This window comes from Cellulosimicrobium sp. I38E (genome assembly GCF_001647255.1).
GTDB classification, from domain to species: Bacteria; Actinomycetota; Actinomycetes; order Actinomycetales; family Cellulomonadaceae; genus Cellulosimicrobium; species Cellulosimicrobium cellulans_E.
Genome location: NZ_LUAZ01000016.1, coordinates 1 through 16,797, shown reverse-complemented (window position 1 = coordinate 16,797; position 16,797 = coordinate 1). Strand labels below are relative to the sequence as shown.

Here is a 16,797-nt window from a genome sequence, read left to right as displayed (position 1 = left end):
CGGCGGGGCGGCGCCGGGTGTGGGCGGGGGCGCCTAGGCTGGAGGGGCTATGGCTTCGCTCTTCGAGAACCTCCCGCTGCCCGGCCTCGACACGCTGTTCGACGGCCCGCGCGTCGACCACGGCGGCGAGTCCCGCCTCCCGCGGACCGCCCCGCGCTGGACCGACGACCCGGCCGTGCCCGACGGCGCGGGGTCGCCCGCCGGGGACGGCGGGACGGGGCCGGGGAGCGCCGGCTCGTCGCCGGGAACGGGGGAGCGCAGGGGCCGGTACGCCCACCTCGACCCCGAGGCGCTGCTCGACGGGCTCAACCCGCAGCAGCGCGAGGCCGTCGTCCACGCGGGCGGGCCGCTGCTCATCGTCGCGGGCGCCGGGTCGGGCAAGACGCGCGTGCTCACGCACCGCATCGCGCACCTGCTCGCGACGCGCCGGTCGAACGCCGGGCAGATCCTCGCCATCACGTTCACCAACAAGGCCGCGGCGGAGATGCGCGAGCGCGTGGAGGCCCTCGTCGGGCCGTCGGCGCGGAACATGTGGGTCTCGACGTTCCACTCCGCGTGCGTGCGCATCCTGCGCCGCGAGGCGAAGACGCTCGGGCTCCGGTCGAGCTTCTCCATCTACGACGCGGCGGACTCGCAGCGGCTCATCACGCTCGTCACGCGCGAGCTCGACCTCGACCCCAAGAAATACCCGGCGCGCTCGCTCGCGAACAAGATCTCGGACCTCAAGAACGAGCTCATCGACCCCGAGACCTACGCCCGGGACTCGGGCGCGCACGCGACGGACGACGGCCTCGCGGCGCGGGGCGGACAGCACGGCGCGAACGTCCCCGAGTTCGACCAGGTGCTCGCCGACGTCTACACGCGCTACCAGGCGCGCCTCGTCGCGGCGAGCGCGCTCGACTTCGACGACATCATCATGACCACGGTCAACCTGCTCCAGGCGTTCCCCGCCGTCGCGGAGCACTACCGCCGCCGGTTCCGGCACGTGCTCGTCGACGAGTACCAGGACACCAACCACGCGCAGTACGTGCTCGTACGCGAGCTCGCGGGCGTCGGCGAGGACTCGGCGGCGACCGACGCCGCGACGAGCGGGACCGGGGAGGCGCAGGTCCCCGCGCTCGACCCGGCCGAGCTCACCGTCGTCGGCGACGCCGACCAGTCGATCTACGCGTTCCGCGGCGCCACGATCCGCAACATCCTCGAGTTCGAGGCCGACTACCCGGACGCCCGGACCATCCTGCTCGAGCAGAACTACCGCTCGACCCAGAACATCCTGTCCGCCGCCAACGCCGTCATCTCGCGCAACCCCGACCGCAAGCCCAAGCGCCTGTGGACCGACTCGGGCGCGGGCGCGAAGGTCATCGGCTACGTCGCGGACAACGAGCACGAGGAGGCGCGGTTCGTCGCCGAGGAGATCGACCGCCTGGGCGACTCCGACGGCGTGCGCCCCGGCGACGTCGCGGTGTTCTACCGGACCAACGCGCAGTCCCGCGCGCTGGAGGAGGTGCTCATCCGCGTCGGCCTGCCCTACAAGGTCGTCGGCGGCACGCGCTTCTACGAGCGGCGCGAGGTCAAGGACGCGGTCGCGTACCTGCGCGCGATCGACAACCTCGACGACGACGTCAACCTGCGCCGCGTGCTCAACACCCCCAAGCGCGGGCTGGGGGACCGGGCCGAGGGCGCCGTCGCGGCGCTGGCGGACCGCGAGCGCATCTCGTTCGGTGCGGCGCTCGCCCGGATCGACGAGATCCCCGGCCTGACCAACCGCACCCTCAACCCCCTGCGTGCGTTCGTCGAGCTCATGACCGGGCTGCGCGAGCTCGCGGACTCCGGCGCGAGCCCGTCCGAGATCCTCGGCGCCGTCCTCGACCGCACCGGCTACCTCGCCGAGCTGCGAGCGAGCGACGACCCGCAGGACGCGACGCGCGTCGAGAACCTCGCCGAGCTGCACGCCGTCGCGACGGAGTTCACGGAGCTCGACCCGGAGGGCACGCTGTCGGACTTCCTCGAGCGCGTCTCGCTGGTCGCGGACGCCGACCAGATCCCCGCGGACGACGGCGACGACGAGGGCGAGGAGAAGGAGGACCCGGGCGTCGTCACGCTCATGACGCTCCACACGGCCAAGGGCCTCGAGTTCCCCGTCGTGTTCCTCACCGGCATGGAGGACGGCACGTTCCCGCACATGCGGTCCCTGCACGACGACGCCGAGCTCGCCGAGGAGCGCCGCCTCGCCTACGTGGGCATCACCCGCGCGCGCGAGCGGCTCTACGTGTCCCGGTCCGCGGTGCGGTCCGCGTGGGGCATGGCCAACGAGTTCCCGCCCAGCCGGTTCCTCGAGGAGATCCCCGAGGAGCTGTGGGACTGGCGGCGGCGCGAGTCGTCGATGGCCACGCTGCGCGCCGGCGGGTCGGTCTGGGGCCGCGGCTCGGGCTCGGGCTCGTGGTCCGGTTCGCGGTCCGGGTTCGGGTCGGGGGCACGGTCAGGGGCCGACGACGACGGGTCTACCATCCGCGGGCCTCGTTCCTCGGGCCGCTCCCGCCAGACCCGCCACGACCCGTCGTCGTCGGCCCCTGCCCGCGCCGCGTTCGGCTCGCCGTCCGGTGGGGCGAAGTTCGGGTCCGCGACGCCGCGGGCCGACGGGGACGTGCCGAACCTCGCCGTGGGGGACAAGGTCACGCACGACGCGTACGGGCTCGGGACGGTCGTCGCGCTCGAGGGGGCGGGGCCGAACGCCGTCGCGAAGATCGACTTCGGGGCCGACGGGACCAAGCGCCTCCTGCTGCGCTACTCACCGGTGACCAAGCTCTGACGGGTCAGCCGATCGTGCCGAGCGCGCGGTAGGCGAGGACGAACGCCGCGGCGACGACGGCGGTGCCCGCGACGGCGATCGCGACGGTCAGTGCTCCGCGGAGCCGACGTGCGAGCATGCCGACGAGAAGGATGAGCGCGACGACGCCGATCACGACCCAGTAGGTGGCGCCCGTCGTCTCGACGACCGTCGTGAGCCCGTACACCGACTCGCCGACGCCGATGCCCGCGAGCGCCGCGGTGCCGAGGGCGGCGTGGACGCCCGCGCGCCACAGCCACGCCGCCGCGACGCCGACGAACGGGCCGACGACCAGGCCGACCACGCCGAACATCGTCGGGTCGTAGAAGAACCCGCGCACGTCGGCGGCGACGGTGTAGCCCAGGGTGAGCAGCACGAAGCTCGTGGCGCCCAGCACGGCGGCGTGCCACGTCCGGGCACGCGGGGCGCGCGCGTACCAGGCGACCAGGAGCGCCGTGAGCAGCGTCCAGCCGCTAGCCGAGTTCGCGAAGGGCGCCGCGGCGTCGGGCAGGAACCCCTGGGCGTACGAGGTCAGGCCGCCGAGCACGAAGCTCGCGACGAGCACGACGGCAGCGCGCCGCCAGGGGCGACCCGGCGACGTCGTCACCCCGGCGGGTCGGTTCGGTGCCGACGAACGGTCGTCGGCGCGGTCGGGGAGAGAGGTCGTCTCGGGCACGCCACGACGCTAGGCGCCGTGGCGGCGTCGGGCGTCACCCCGTCGTCGGGCACGGGCGCGCGAGGCGTCCTACCGTGGCAGGACGACCGAGCCCCGAGGAGCCTCCCGTGACCCAGCCGGCCGCCCGCCCCGCCCCGTGGCCCGACCTCGACGTCCGACGGTGGGAGCCGACGCGCCGGCCGCTCCACCTGTTCACCCAGGTGATCGGCAAGGTCGTGCTCGACCTGACGCCGTTCGTCAACCACTGGTGGAACGTCGCGTTCCACGTGACGTCGCGCGGGTTCGTCACGCCCGTGATGCAGGTCGGCGACCGCGCGCTCGACGTCGAGATCGACCTCGTGGCGGAGCGCGTCGCGTTCCGCACGTCCGACGGGCGCACCGAGACCATCGTGCTGGGGCCGATGTCCGTCGCCGACTTCTACGCCCGCACGCTCGCGTGCCTCGAGCGTCTCGACGTGGCCGTGCGGGTGTGGTCGACGCCGCGCGAGATCCCCGACCCCGTGCCGTTCGAGGAGGACACCGAGGTCGGGGAGTGGGACGGCGAGCTCACGCGCACGTGGCTCGCGACCGTGCAGCGGGTCGTCGCGGTGATGGAGCGGTTCCGCTCCGGGTTCTACGGCAAGTCGAGCGGGCCGCGCTTCTACTGGGGCGCGTTCGACCTGGGGCTCACGCTGTTCAACGGGCGACCCTTCCACCAGCCGGACGCCGTCGAGCCCATCTACCGCTACGCGGAGAACGCCGAGAACCTCGCCGTCGGCTACTGGCCCGGCGACCCGACGACGCACGCGGACCAGGTCTACGCGTACGCCTACCCGCAGCCGCCGGGGATGGCCGACCTCGACCTCACCCCGGGGTACTGGGACCCCGGCCTGCGCGAGGCGGTGCTCCCGTGCGGGGTGCTGCGCGACGCGGCGGACCCCGACGCCGTCCTGCTCGCGTTCTTCGAGCGCTCCTACCGTCAGCTGGCGACGGCCGCCGGGTGGGACCTCGACGCGTTCACGGGACCGGTCCCGCCGGGCTGAGGGCAGCCAGGGGACCGGTCACGCCGGGTCAGGAGGCCTGGCGGTGCGGCGCCGCGAGCGCAGCGCGCAGGCCTGCGACGTCGGACCCCGCCTCCGCGAGCGCGTCGACCAGCGCGCGGTGCGCCGTCGAGCCCTTCGCCCGCGCGACCGCGGCGAGGACGTGGCCCGAGTCGATGGTGCGCGACCCCTCGTGCACGGCCTCGCGCAGCGAGAGCTCGAGCGCCTTCTTCGCCTCGGGCGTGAAGGGGATGTGCGAGCGCCGGTTGCGTCGCCCGCGACGGCGCTCGTCGTCGCGGGCGCGGTCGAGCGCCCCCGGCCCGAAGGCCGCGTCCGTGCGCGCACGGATCTCGTCGAGGTCGATCCCGAGGGCGGCGAGGGCCGGACCGTCGAGCGTGTCGTGACGACTCGCGGAGTCGACGTGGCGTTCGAGGTCGTCGGTCGTGACGCCGACGGTGGCGAGCGCGGTGGCGCCCGCGCTGCCGTCCTGGCCGGCGAGGGAGAGGAGCAGGTGCACGGCGTCGATGGCGTCGTCGCCGCGCGAGCGGGCCACCTCCTGGGCGCCGACCACCGTCTCGCGGGCGTCGGCGGCGAAGCGTTCGAACATGTCATGACCTCCTGGTGGTGCGGGACGCGCCGTACTTCTTGTGCACGGCCTGGCGGGTGACGCCGAGGCGGTCGGCGATCTCCTGCCACGACCAGCCGAGCGCGCGGGCGTGCTCGACCTGGAGCGCCTCGAGGCGCTCGGCGAGCACGCGCAGCGAGCGCACGGCACGCAGCCCCGTGTCGGGGTCGGTGCTGCTCGCGGCGTCCATGTCGACGGGTTCCATGGCTGTCAATCTAGGTTGACGCGACGCCCTCTGTCAACACAGGTTGACGACGGCGGACCTCGATCCGGGGGTCGGGACCGGTCGGCTAGTGTCGTGCCGCCGCGCGGCACGAGCGTGCGGGCCGTCGATCGACAGGGGAGATCTCGCGATGCAGCACCGGTACGGAACGCGGAGGGCGGCGCGCGCCGCTTCCGTCGTGGCGGTCCTCGCCCTGGCCCTCGGGGGCTGCGGCGCCGACGCCTCGGACGCCGGTCCGGCGGCGACCGCTTCGGAGGCGCCCGCGCTCTCGACCGACCCGACCCCCGTCCCCGTCCGGGGCCACGTCCTCGGTCTCGACCTCGAGGGCACGGTCGGTCCCGTGGTGGTCGACGGGGACCTCGGCGTCCTGCGCATCGAGGTCGGGGCGAGCGGCGGCGAGGGGTCGCTGCTGACCGGGAGCGTGTTCGGGAACCGGGCGATCGCCGACCAGGAGGACTCCTTCGACGGGGTGCGTCTGGTCGACCTCGACGCCGGTGTCGTCCGCGAGGCGGCGCGATCGGGCTCCGGGAAGGCGTTCGCCGAGCTGGGCGAGCAGTACATGATCGCGCCGGGTCGTGAGCCCGTCGTGGGCTTCGTCGCGTTCGACGCGCCCAGCGCGCCGACCACCGCGGTCCTCGTGCCGTCGCTCGGTCTCGTCGAGGACGTCCCGGTGGTGGCTGCGGCCGACGCCGACGGTCTCACCGTGCCGGTCGCCGACCTCGCCCCGTCCGGCGTCGACGACGTCGTGGCGCCGACCGCCGTCCTCGAGACGTACAGCGCCACGGCCGACGACGCCGTCCGCACGCGCGACACGGGCGAGAAGGTCAGCGTCAACGTGAGCTCCGACGTGCTGTTCGGCGTCGACTCCGCCGACCTCGGGCCAGAGGCGGACTCCGCGCTCGAGGCGGTGGCGGGAGAGCTGGCGCTCGCGGCGGACGGCGAGCTCGTGGTCGTCGGGCACACGGACGACGTGGGCGAGGACGCCGCGAACCAGGACCTGTCGGAGCGCCGGGCGCGAGCCGTGGCGGACCGGCTGGGGCAGGTCACGGACCTCGGCCGGTTCGACGTGCGCGTCGAGGGCCGCGGCGAGCGCGAGCCGGTCACGACCGAGCTCACCGACGAGGCGCGCTCCCTCAACCGCCGGGTCACGGTCGAGTTCACCGCCTCCGACGAGCCCGTCGTCGTCGAGGGACCGACCGGCGAGGTCGCCGCAGCCCAGGGGCCGACGGTCGACGGTCTGGGGGGCGCGACCCTCGAGCACCACGACACGGTGGGTGACGTCCAGAGCCTGCACGTCGGGCTCGTCGAGGTGCGGCGCGCGGGCGGCTATCTCGTCGGCACGCTCGACGTGCGCAACGACGGGACGGACTACGCGACGTTCGTGAGCGTGCTCGGGTCCGTCCGCGACGGCCGCGGTGACCTCGGCAGCGGGCTCCTGGGCGCGAGCAACGTCACGCTGCTCGACGGCGGTGTGCGCGTCTACCCGGTCGACTACCTCGTGGAGCCCACGTTCTACGACCTCAACGGGCGCAACGTCCTCGCGGACCTGCAGGTCGGGTCCCTGGACCCGGGCGTCACGTCCCGGGTGACGGTCGTCTGGCCGGACACGGGTTCGGACACCGTCGTCGTCGACGTGCCCGACGGCTCGACGTCCGTCTCGGACGGCAGCACGCCGGTGCGGTTCGTGGACGTGCCGGTCGCGGACTGACCCCGGTGGCGCCCGCGCGGACGCCGCGTGACGAACGGAACACGTGGCGCCGGCCGTCGTCCCCGCCGAGCGATAGGAGCCCCGGCCTTCCCGGGCTACCCTGTACAGGGATGTCTTGATGTCGAGACATCGGTCATGCCGCACACGGCGCATCAGACGGAAGGACGCAGCAGGGTGGACCTGTTCGAATACCAGGCGCGCGACATCTTCGAGAAGCACGGCGTGCCCGTGCTGGGCGGGGTCGTCGCGACGACGCCCGAGGAGGCCCGCGCGGGCGCCGAGAAGCTCGGCGGCGGCACCGTGGTCGTCAAGGCCCAGGTGAAGACCGGCGGCCGCGGCAAGGCCGGCGGCGTCAAGCTCGCCCACTCGCCCGAGGAGACCGCCGAGAAGGCGTCCGAGATCCTCGGCATGGACATCAAGGGCCACACGGTCCACCGCGTCATGGTCGCCCAGGGCGCCAAGATCGCCGAGGAGTTCTACTTCTCGGTGCTCCTCGACCGGTCGAACCGCAACTACCTCGCCATGTGCTCCGTCGAGGGCGGCATGGAGATCGAGCAGCTCGCGGTCGAGCGCCCCGAGGCGCTCGCCAAGGTCGCGGTGGACCCGATCGTCGGCATCGACGAGGCCAAGGCGCGCGAGATCGTCGACGCCGCCGGCTTCGCCGAGGAGCTCAAGGCCCCGGTCGCGGCGGTCATCGAGAAGCTCTGGACCGTCTTCACGGCCGAGGACGCGACGCTCGTCGAGGTGAACCCGCTCGTCCGCACCGAGGACGGCTCGATCATCGCGCTCGACGGCAAGGTCACGCTGGACGACAACGCGTCGGAGGTCCGTCACCCGGACCACGAGGCGCTGGAGGACAAGGAGTCGACCGACCCGCTCGAGGCCAAGGCCAAGGCGAACGGCCTCAACTACGTCAAGCTCGACGGCGAGGTCGGCATCATCGGCAACGGCGCGGGGCTCGTCATGAGCACGCTCGACGTCGTCGCGTACGCGGGCGAGGCCCACGGCGGCGTGAAGCCGGCCAACTTCCTCGACATCGGCGGCGGCGCCAACGCGCAGGTCATGGCGAACGGCCTCGACGTCATCCTCAACGACCCGCAGGTCAAGTCGGTGTTCGTCAACGTCTTCGGCGGCATCACCGCGTGCGACGAGGTCGCCAAGGGCATCGTGGGCGCGCTCGAGATCCTCGGCGACGAGGCGTCCAAGCCGCTCGTCGTGCGCCTCGACGGCAACAACGTGGACCTCGGCCGCGCGATCCTGCGCGAGGCGAACCACCCGCTCGTGACCCTCGCCGAGACCATGGACGGCGGGGCCGACAAGGCTGCCGAGCTGGCCAACGCCTGATCGCCCGAAGACGCGGAAAGCTGAGACAGAGAACACCATGTCGATCTACCTGAACTCCGACTCCAAGATCATCGTCCAGGGCATCACCGGCGGGATGGGTGCCAAGCACACCGCCCTCATGCTCGACTCGGGCGCGCAGATCGTCGGCGGCGTCAACGCCCGCAAGGCCGGCACGACCGTCACGCACAAGGACCACGAGGGCAACGACGTCACGCTCCCCGTGTTCGGCACCGTGGCCGAGGCCATGGCCGAGACCGGTGCGAACGTGTCGGTCCTCTTCGTCCCGCCGGCGTTCACCAAGGACGCCGCGATCGAGGCCGTCGACGCCGAGATGCCGCTCATCGTCGTCATCACCGAGGGCGTCCCCGTCCAGGACACGGCCGAGGTCTGGGCCTACCTCCAGGGCAAGAAGACGCGCATGATCGGCCCGAACTGCCCCGGCATCATCACGCCGGGCGAGTCGCTCGCCGGCATCACCCCGCACACCATCACGGGCAAGGGCCCGGTCGGTCTCGTGTCGAAGTCGGGCACGCTGACCTACCAGATGATGTACGAGCTCAAGGACCTCGGGTTCTCGACCGCCATCGGCATCGGCGGCGACCCGATCGTCGGCACCACGCACATCGACGCGCTCGAGGCGTTCGAGAACGACCCCGAGACCAAGGCGATCGTCATGATCGGCGAGATCGGTGGCGACGCCGAGGAGCGTGCCGCGGCGTACATCAAGGAGCACGTCACGAAGCCGGTCGTCGGCTACGTCGCGGGCTTCACCGCCCCGGAGGGCAAGACGATGGGCCACGCCGGCGCGATCGTCTCCGGCTCCGCGGGCACCGCGCAGGCCAAGAAGGAGGCCCTCGAGGCCGTCGGCGTCAAGGTCGGCAAGACGCCGTCCGAGACCGCCGCGCTCCTGCGCGAGGTCCTCGCCTGACCCTGGCTCCATCGCAGGACCCATGACCCGGGTCCTCGCACCCGACGCCCCGCGACCGCTCCGCCGGTCGCGGGGCGTCGTGCGTCCGGGCCGGCGCCCTTCGTCAGGCGGCCGGGTCGCGGTCGCCGCTCGGGACCGTCGGTGCGCCCGAGGCGGCCAGCCACGCGTCGAGCCGCACCCACTGCGCGTAGAGCCACGCGGCGCGCTCCTCGTCGCCCGCCGGGAGCGCCTCGCGGGGCGTCGCCCAGATCTTGAGCGTGAGGCGCTTGTCCATCGGCAGCTCGCGCCAGATGTCGCGCACCGTGACCAGGCGCTCGAGGCCCGTGTGCGCGACGACCGCCACGCCCGTCGTCGGCGTCGCGTCGAGCGCGGCGAGGAACCCGCCGACGTGCGGCGCCATGACGTGCGGCATCCCCTCGGCGAGGAGGGCGAGGTCGTCCTCCCCGGAGGCGCTCAGCGCCGCGATGCGCGCGTCGCGGCGGCGCGGCGTGACGTTCCCGCCCTCGGGGAAGAGCAGCACGGCGGAGTCCGGCGCCAGGTCGGTGGCGAGCTCGGCGACCGCCTCGCTGCCCGACGGCGCACCGTGCGGTCGCCGGGAGCGCGGCACCACGAAGTACGCCGGCACGCGGTGCAGCAGGACGTCGATCGCCGGGTCCCACTGGAGCGTGTCCTTGAGGACGACGCGCGGCTCGCGGCCCGCCGCGTTGACGATCCGGTCCATGAGGACGAACGAGTCGCCCGGCCCCGCGTGGCGGCTCACCACGAGCACCGGGGCCCCGTCGAGCCCGTCGGCCTCGCTGAGGTCGACGTCGATCCGCAGCCGCAGCGTCCAGCGCACCTGCCAGAACAGCACCGAGAGCATCGTGCCCGCGAGGCGGACGTGCGCGCGCCGGAACGCCGGGCGGCGCAGTGCCCACCCGAACCCCGAGCCCACCCAGAGGCCGAACAGCGCGACGATCGCGGCGGCGTCCCACACGACGTAGAAGCTCGCGAGCCACAGCACGCGCGGCGCGCGGAGGCGGCCGGGCAGCGCCCAGCTCACGATGCCGCCGACGAGCAGGACGAGCATGATGCTCGTCGGGACGAGCAGGACCGCGAGGACGACGACGGCCGGCGCGAGCAGCAGCCGGCGGACCCATCGGGGCGGGGGCGGGACGTTCACGCGTCGCCGCCCAGCTCGTCCAGGTAGCGGCGCGCCGCCGCGTACGACGAGGCGGCGCGCGCTCGGGTCGTGTCCAGCCGGCGCGACGACGAGAGCCGGTCGTCGCCGGGGAGCGGCCCGCCGCTCGGCAGGACGTGGATGGTCACGTCGTCGGGGACCTCGGCGAGCTCGCGCGCGAACCGGTGCCGTCGGGAGATCTCGAACGTCACCTTCGCGACCTCCACCGCGGTCCGCGGGGGCCGCAGCGGCTCCTCGATCCGGCCGACCTGGAGCACCCAGACCGTGCGGGCGCCGCGGCGCACGGCCTCGCCCAGCGGGATCGAGGAGACCACGCCGCCGTCGACGTAGTGCTCGTCCCCGATGCGCGTGGGCGGCAGCGCGCCCGGGACGGACGCCGAGGCGAGCACGGCGTCGACGAGCGGGCCGTCGCTGAACCAGCGCTCGGCCGCGCGCTCGATCGACGCCGCGGCGACGACGAGCGGCACGGCGAGGTCCGCGAACGTCGTGCGCTCCCCGAGCACCTGGCGCAGGAGCGCGCGCAGGGGAGCCGGGCTGGCGAGGTGGGTGCGCGTCGTCGCGAGCCGGTGCACCTGCCGGTACCACGCCTCGCCGTAGACCTGCGCGGCCGCGGGCGACGACCAGGCGGACTCGAGGCGGGGGACGACGGCGGGCGTCGGGTCCGCCGCGAGCGCCGCCCCGTTGATCGCGCCGATCGACGTCCCGACCACCAGGTCGGGCGTGATGCCGCGTTCCAGCAGAGCGCGCAGCATGCCGATCTGGACCGCGCCGCGCACGCCACCGCCACCCAGGACGAACGCGGTGGGGGCGGGCGCCGTCGTCATGGACCGATCGTAGGCGCGGGTAGGCTGGCGCGCCGGGGCGAATGCCACGTACCGACCACTCGATCGACGACGATGGGCACCATGAGCACCACCAGCACGACGCGTGGTGCGCGCACGCGCACCGTGGACGGCAGCCCGGCCCCCGCACCGGTCGTGGTCCGGCGCGGGCCGTCGGGCGTGCTCGCCGCGCTCCAGGCGCTCGCGCTGTCCCTCGCGGTCGTCGTCCTGCCGGGCGTCGTGGCCTTCCTCGCGTCGTCCACCGGGTCGTCCGAGGGCACGGGGTGGGGGCAGTCCGTGACGATCGCCGCGGGCTTCTGGCTCCTCGGCCACGGGGTCCCGCTCGTGGCGAGCGGGACGACCGTCACCCTGGTCCCGCTGGGGCTCACCGCGCTCGCCCTGTTCTGCTGCTTCGCGTCCGCGCGCCGGTCCGCGCACACGACGACGTCCGCGTGGGTCGCGGGCACCGTGACCTACGCGGTCGCGACGCTGGGCGTCGCGCTCCTCGCGGGGTCCACCCCGCCCTGGGGCCTCGCGGTCGCGGTCGTCGGGGGTGCGCTCGTCGGCGGGCTCGGGCTCGGCGCCGGGATCCTCGCGCGGCCGGACGCTCCCTTCGTCGGCGACCTCACGCACCGGCTCGACGTGTGGCTCCCGCCGTCGGTGCGGCTCGGACTGCGCGGCGGGTTGCTCGGCACCAGCCTGCTGGCCGGCGTCTCGGCCGTCGTCGTCGGGGCGTGGCTCGTCGCCGGCCGCGCGACGTCGGGCGACATCGTCGCCGGGCTCGTGCCCGGGACCGTCGGCGGCATCGTGCTCGCGCTCGCCCAGCTCGCCGTCCTGCCGAACGTCGTCGCCTGGGCGGGGGCCTGGCTCGTCGGCCCGGGCTTCGCCGTGGGCGAGGGCAGCACGTTCGCCCCGAGCGGCTCCGAGCCGGGGGCGCTGCCGGCGATCCCGCTGCTCGGCGCCCTGCCCGGCGACGACTGGACCAACCCCCTGACGCCCTGGGTGCCGGCCGTCGTCGTCGCTCTCGGCGTCGTGGCCGGGGCCTTCGTGTGGCGCCGCCTGCGCGACGTGACCGGGACGCACCCGGACGACGACGTCCGGTGGCTCGACGTCGGCCTCGCCGTGGGCGGGGTCGCGCTCGGCGCCGGACTGCTCGTCGGCGTCGTGAGCTGGCTCGCGGGCGGGGCGGTCGGGCCCGGGCGGCTCGAGGTCGTCGGCGCCGACGCCCTCGTCGTCGGCGCGCTCGCCGCGGCCGAGATCGGCGGCGGCGCCGCGCTCGCCGTCCTGTGGGCGCGCCTCGACGTGCTGGGACGCCGCCACGGCGACCCCCTCGACGACGAGGCCTGACGCCGGGACGGTTCCGAGAGGGAGCCGTCGGCGGTGCTTCTCGTCAGTCGAGCGGTGGCGTGGAGGGCGGAGTCGTGTCGAGGTCGACCACCGATGTCGGGACGGGGCAGTCGGGCGGGGCGGCGAGGTCCATCCGTGTCACCACGGACCAGCCGTCCTCGGTGAGCGGGAGCTCGAAGCGCACGTCCTCGCCGGCGGCGACGCTCGCCGACCAGGTCTCGAGGCGGTCCCCGAGAGCCGCCCAGTCGTCGGCCCACGACCGCGCCGGCCTGTCGGCGTCGAGGACGTCCGTGGGCACCGCACCGACGGCGGTGGTGAGCAGACGGGCTGCCTGTGCGACGTCGAGCGCAGCGGTGGCGCGATCCTCGGGCGTCGTCGCGACCGCGAGCGTCGCTCCGGCCTCCTGGACCTGCGCGCAGGGGTCCGCCGCGGCGGCCAGGATCCTGTCGTCCTCGACGAGCTCGAGCCTGTCGTGGTTCGCATAGAGCACGATCGCCCAGACGACGAGGGCCACGGCAGCGAGGAGGACCGCGGCAGGGACCGCGAGCCACCGCCACGGGGACACTCCGCGGCGCAGACCCTCTCGGTCCACGGACGGGAGCGACGGCGGAGGGCCGGCGAGCGGCGGGGTCGGGGCGGTCACGCCGCGGACCGTGCGCTGGGCGCGCCCTCGACGGGGGCTGCGGCGGCGGGGTCGGTGAAGGCCTGACGCGGGACGACGGCGAGCAGGAGGACCGCGGCGACGAGCGCCGTCGCGCCGCAGACGACCCAGACGGTGACGTACCCGCCGAACGAGCCGGCCGTGCTCCCGGTCGCGCCGCCCTGGAGCGCGGCGCCCGCGAGCGCGATGCCGAAGACGCAGGAGGCGATCGCGCCGCCGACGGTCTTCACGGAGTTGGTCAGGCCGGTCGCGACGCCCGTGAGGGTCGGGGGCGCGGCCGCCGCGGCGGCTGCGGGCAGCGCGGCGACCAGAGCGCCGGAGCCGAGCCCGACGATCACCATGTTGGTGAGCACGTGCGCGTACGTCCCGTGGAACGGCAGGAAGAGCAGGAAGCCCAGACCCACGAGGGTGGACGCACCGACCAGGGTGAGGCGCGGCGTCGCGCGGCGGGCGACCCGGGGGTAGGACAGCGCGCCGACGATCATGCCGATCAGGTAGACGCCGATGAGCAGGGACGTCTGGAAGCCGGTCGTACCGAGGCCGTACCCGTGCTCGGCGGGGTCGGTGCGGGCGAACGTGGACAGCGGCGCCTGGGCGCCGAGCACGGAGACGCCGAACAGCCCGGCCGTGAGGAACACCGGGCCCAGCGTGGGGGACCGGAACATGCGCACGTCGACGAGCGGGTCGTCCTGACGCAGCTCCCACCGGGCGAACGGCCACAGCAGCGCGGCGCCGAGCACGACGAGCGCCCACGGCGCGAACGCGACGACGCCCTCGAGGCGGAGCAGGCTGAGGCCGCCCGTGAGCGCGAGGAGCGCGAGCGAGACGAGCACGAGGCCGACGGTGTCGAAGCGCCCGCCCGCGGGGTCGGGCGACTCCTGCACGCCGAGCAGCACGACGACGAAGCACACGACGACGAGCAGCGCGGGGACGAGGAGCACGACGCGCAGCGGGAGCGCGTCGACGAGCGCGCCGCCGGCGAGCGCGCCGACGATGGCGCCGGTCTCGAGCGCCGCGACGAGGACGCCCGCGGCCCGCGCGGTGACGGCGGCGGGGTTCGCGAGGCGTCGGGCTCGCGACCAGACGAGCGCGATCTCCAGCGGCAGCCACACGACGTAGAACCCCTGCACGGCCCACGCCACGAGGAACACCGCGAACGAGTCCGTGAACGGCAGGACGAGCGACGCGGCCGCCGTGACCGCCGTCGACCACAGGAGGATGCGGCGGTGGCCGACCATGTCGCCGAGCTTGGCCAGCGCGGGCACGACGAGCGCGGACAGCATGAGCTGGGAGCCCTCGAGCCAGTTCACGTCGGCGTCGTGCACGCCGAGGTGCCGCGCGATGTCCGTGAGCATCGGCGTGTAGTAGCCCTGGAGGACGCCGCTCGTCAGCTCGACGAAGGCGAGGAACCCGACGACGCCGGCGAGGGTCGAACCCGCGAGGCGCCCGGTGAGCGAGCGAGCCATCGCTGCTCCTTCTGCGTGGGGAGGCGCGCGTCGTCGCACGCCCCGGAGGTGGGGGAGCGTCAGGGTAGCCGCTCGAGGAGCGCGCGGTGGAACCGCTCGCCCCGCTCGAGCTCGGCGACCTCGACGCGCTCGTCGACGCCGTGGATGGTGGCGCGCAGCTCGGCGGACATCGCGAGCGGCGCGAACCGGTACACGGCCGGGGAGAACCGGTGGAAGTGCCGCGCGTCGGTCGCCTGCATCGTGATGTACGGGGCGGGCAGCGCGTCGGGGTGCGAGACGCCGACGCACGCGGCGAGGACGGCGAACCGCTCGTCGTCGACGGGGGACTCGGGGGAGGGCTCGCTGCCCTCGACGACCTCGATCTGGACCTGCGGGTCGTCGACGCGCCGCCGGACGCGCTCGACGGTGCCCGCGACGGTCTCGCCGAGCGCGATCCGCAGGTTGACGGTCGCGGACGCCTGCGACGGCAGCACGTTGGCGGCCGTGCCGCCGGAGAGCATCGTCGGTGCGACGGTCGTGCGGACGATCGCCGCGGCCTCACCGCCCATCGCGGCGAAGGTCTGCGCGGACACGGGCGGCGCGGCGGCCAGGGCGCGCAGCGCGGTGCGCGCCGGTCCGGTCGCGCGGTCGGAGAAGAGCCGGAGCATGCGCGAGATCGCGACGGGCGTGCGCGCGGGGAAGGTGCGCGGGCCGAGGCGCTCGACGGCGCGCGCGACCCGCCGGACCGCCGTCGTCGTGGGCGGGGCGGACGAATGCCCGCCCTCGCCGCGCGTGGTGAGGCGCAGCGTCAGCACGCCCTTCTCGCCGACGCCGATCATCGCGGCGCTCCCGGGGACGAGGGGGAGCGGGGAGTCCGTGACCGCGCCGCCCTCGTCGAGCACGAGCCAGGGGATCACGCCGCGGTCGCGCAGCGTCGTCGCGATCGCCGCCGCGGCCGCGCCGTGCGACTCCTCGTTGCCGCCGAACGACAGGTAGACGTCCCGCGCGGGCGTGAAGCCTGCGGCGAGGAGGTTCTCGACCGCCTCGAGCACGACGACGAGCGGCCCCTTGTCGTCGAGCGCGCCGCGCCCGTGGACCCAGCCGCCGGCGACGCGACCCTCGAACGGCGGGTACGTCCAGGCGTCGCTCTCGTCGACCGGGACGACGTCGTAGTGCGCCATGAGCACGAGCGGCGCCTCGTCGGACCGGCCGCGCCACCGGTACAGCAGCCCGAGCTCGGTGATGCGCTCCCGGTCGAGGTGCTCGTGGACCAGGGGGTAGAGCTCGGGCAGGAGGTCGACGAGCTCGTCGAAGGGCGCGAGGCCTCGCTCCTCCAGCTCGGCGGACACCGTGGGGATCCGGATGAGCCGGGCGAGGCGTTCGTCGGCACCGGGCCGGGGGGACACGGAGGCGGTCGTCATGCGCTCACCCTAGAGACTCCATGTCACGAGCAGGTGACGGAGTCTCAGGCCGTGTCGGCGGACGGTCCCGGGGCGTCGGAGGCGGTCAGGAGGACGCGGGGGCCGGCGTGGGGAACCAGCGGGCGAACTTCTCCTCGAGCGCCTGGGTCCGTTCGACGTCGCAGCGCTTCTCGGCCGAGACGGTGATCGCGCCGTCGAGGCACTGCTGGTGCGCCAGCGCGACGTCCCACGTGACGAGGGTCGAGACCATCTGCAGCGCGAGCATGGCCGAGAGGCCGACCCCGATGCCCAGCGCCGGGACGAGGGCACCGCGCACCCGTGCCCGCCAGACGGCCACGAGCGCGCGGATGCCCACGACGATCGCCCCGAGCGCGAGCGCGAGGCTCACGGCCTGCCACGGGAACGGCATCGTGCTCACGACGATCACCGCGAGCAGGAGCAGACCGAAGTGCAGCACGCGCCGCGTCGCCTGCCGGGCGAGCTCGGGGTCCGGCTCCGGCGGCTCGGGTGGCGCCGGCGGTCGGCGGTCGGTGGGCGCGTCCAGGTCCGGCCACCCCGGCGGGGGAGGGGGG

The 16,797-nt window shown here is 74.4% G+C and carries 15 protein-coding genes; 6 read left to right on the top strand and 9 right to left on the bottom strand.

All coding sequences use genetic code 11. The features are described 5' to 3' along the window. The first annotated feature begins 49 nt into the window (after positions 1-49). Positions 50-2,809 carry a UvrD-helicase domain-containing protein gene (locus A0J59_RS04950; RefSeq protein WP_064315408.1) on the top strand — a complete coding sequence of 920 codons (2,760 nt, stop codon included), beginning with the start codon at positions 50-52 and terminating at the stop codon, positions 2,807-2,809. A 4-nt stretch (positions 2,810-2,813) separates the two neighbouring features. On the opposite strand, the gene A0J59_RS04945 is transcribed toward A0J59_RS04950, so the two are convergent. Then, entirely contained in the window at positions 2,814-3,503 is a 690-nt protein-coding gene (locus tag A0J59_RS04945; protein WP_255364997.1) for a DUF6518 family protein, read from the bottom strand. Positions 3,504-3,610: 107 nt separating this feature from the next. Here A0J59_RS04945 and A0J59_RS04940 point away from each other — a divergent pair, with 107 nt between their 5' ends. Further along, the gene (locus tag A0J59_RS04940) at positions 3,611-4,525 is read left to right on the top strand and encodes a DUF5996 family protein (RefSeq protein ID WP_047233080.1); all 915 of its coding nucleotides are present in this window, start codon (positions 3,611-3,613) and stop codon (positions 4,523-4,525) included. A gap of 28 nt (positions 4,526-4,553) precedes the next feature. On the opposite strand, the gene A0J59_RS04935 is transcribed toward A0J59_RS04940, so the two are convergent. Further along, positions 4,554-5,129: a Clp protease N-terminal domain-containing protein gene (locus tag A0J59_RS04935; protein WP_064315407.1), complete on the bottom strand. Its 576-nt coding sequence runs from the start codon at positions 5,127-5,129 to the stop codon at positions 4,554-4,556. Position 5,130: 1 nt separating this feature from the next. Further along, a complete protein-coding gene (locus A0J59_RS04930; RefSeq protein WP_047233082.1) occupies positions 5,131-5,352 on the bottom strand; it encodes a helix-turn-helix domain-containing protein in 222 nt (73 codons plus the stop codon). A gap of 196 nt (positions 5,353-5,548) precedes the next feature. Here A0J59_RS04930 and A0J59_RS22030 point away from each other — a divergent pair, with 196 nt between their 5' ends. The 3 genes from A0J59_RS22030 to sucD all read left to right on the top strand — a co-directional run bounded on the left by A0J59_RS22030 (position 5,549) and on the right by sucD (position 9,350). After that, complete coding sequence (locus tag A0J59_RS22030; RefSeq protein ID WP_064315406.1) at positions 5,549-7,078, top strand: OmpA family protein; 1,530 nt, start codon at positions 5,549-5,551, stop codon at positions 7,076-7,078. A 174-nt stretch (positions 7,079-7,252) separates the two neighbouring features. Then, on the top strand, positions 7,253-8,422 hold the full coding sequence (gene sucC / locus A0J59_RS04920; protein WP_047233083.1) for an ADP-forming succinate--CoA ligase subunit beta: 1,170 nt from the start codon (positions 7,253-7,255) through the stop codon (positions 8,420-8,422). 37 nt (positions 8,423-8,459) lie between these two features. After that, a complete protein-coding gene (sucD, locus tag A0J59_RS04915) occupies positions 8,460-9,350 on the top strand; it encodes a succinate--CoA ligase subunit alpha (protein WP_047233084.1) in 891 nt (296 codons plus the stop codon). Between the two features lie 103 nt (positions 9,351-9,453). Here the strand turns inward: sucD and A0J59_RS04910 are convergent, their stop codons facing one another. Together A0J59_RS04910 and A0J59_RS04905 are read right to left on the bottom strand one after the other, a co-directional pair. Further along, positions 9,454-10,512 (bottom strand): 1-acyl-sn-glycerol-3-phosphate acyltransferase, encoded by a 1,059-nt coding sequence (locus A0J59_RS04910; protein WP_064315405.1) that lies wholly within the window; start codon positions 10,510-10,512, stop codon positions 9,454-9,456. Next, positions 10,509-11,354, bottom strand: a complete 846-nt coding sequence (locus tag A0J59_RS04905; protein ID WP_064315404.1) for a patatin-like phospholipase family protein — start codon at positions 11,352-11,354, stop codon at positions 10,509-10,511. Before A0J59_RS04905 ends, A0J59_RS04910 begins: the two co-directional genes overlap by 4 nt. 81 nt (positions 11,355-11,435) lie before the next feature. Here A0J59_RS04905 and A0J59_RS04900 point away from each other — a divergent pair, with 81 nt between their 5' ends. Continuing rightward, entirely contained in the window at positions 11,436-12,698 is a 1,263-nt protein-coding gene (locus A0J59_RS04900; protein WP_064315430.1) for a DUF6350 family protein, read from the top strand. 43 nt (positions 12,699-12,741) lie between these two features. Here the strand turns inward: A0J59_RS04900 and A0J59_RS04895 are convergent, their stop codons facing one another. From A0J59_RS04895 to A0J59_RS04880, 4 genes are all read right to left on the bottom strand, one after another. Then, entirely contained in the window at positions 12,742-13,341 is a 600-nt protein-coding gene (locus tag A0J59_RS04895; RefSeq protein WP_064315403.1) for a hypothetical protein, read from the bottom strand. Continuing rightward, positions 13,338-14,825, bottom strand: coding sequence for an MFS transporter (locus tag A0J59_RS04890; protein ID WP_047233088.1), 1,488 nt, complete (start codon positions 14,823-14,825; stop codon positions 13,338-13,340). Before A0J59_RS04890 ends, A0J59_RS04895 begins: the two co-directional genes overlap by 4 nt. 59 nt (positions 14,826-14,884) lie before the next feature. Continuing rightward, the gene (locus A0J59_RS04885) at positions 14,885-16,225 is read right to left on the bottom strand and encodes a M20/M25/M40 family metallo-hydrolase (RefSeq protein WP_064315402.1); all 1,341 of its coding nucleotides are present in this window, start codon (positions 16,223-16,225) and stop codon (positions 14,885-14,887) included. Positions 16,226-16,310: 85 nt separating this feature from the next. Continuing rightward, positions 16,311-16,797: hypothetical protein (locus tag A0J59_RS04880; RefSeq protein ID WP_064315401.1), on the bottom strand; the 487-nt coding region annotated here is incomplete at its 5' end.

Bases quoted from the DNA above. Each gene is read 5' to 3' on its own strand.
- A0J59_RS04950 (WP_064315408.1), top strand. From the start codon at position 50: ATGGCTTCGCTCTTCGAGAACCTCCCGCTGCCCGGCCTCGACACGCTG.
- A0J59_RS04935 (WP_064315407.1), bottom strand. From the start codon at position 5,129: ATGTTCGAACGCTTCGCCGCCGACGCCCGCGAGACGGTGGTCGGCGCC.
- A0J59_RS04930 (WP_047233082.1), bottom strand. From the start codon at position 5,352: ATGGAACCCGTCGACATGGACGCCGCGAGCAGCACCGACCCCGACACG.
- sucD (WP_047233084.1), top strand. From the start codon at position 8,460: ATGTCGATCTACCTGAACTCCGACTCCAAGATCATCGTCCAGGGCATC.
- A0J59_RS04905 (WP_064315404.1), bottom strand. From the start codon at position 11,354: ATGACGACGGCGCCCGCCCCCACCGCGTTCGTCCTGGGTGGCGGTGGC.
- A0J59_RS04900 (WP_064315430.1), top strand. From the start codon at position 11,436: ATGAGCACCACCAGCACGACGCGTGGTGCGCGCACGCGCACCGTGGAC.
- A0J59_RS04890 (WP_047233088.1), bottom strand. From the start codon at position 14,825: ATGGCTCGCTCGCTCACCGGGCGCCTCGCGGGTTCGACCCTCGCCGGC.
- A0J59_RS04885 (WP_064315402.1), bottom strand. From the start codon at position 16,225: ATGACGACCGCCTCCGTGTCCCCCCGGCCCGGTGCCGACGAACGCCTC.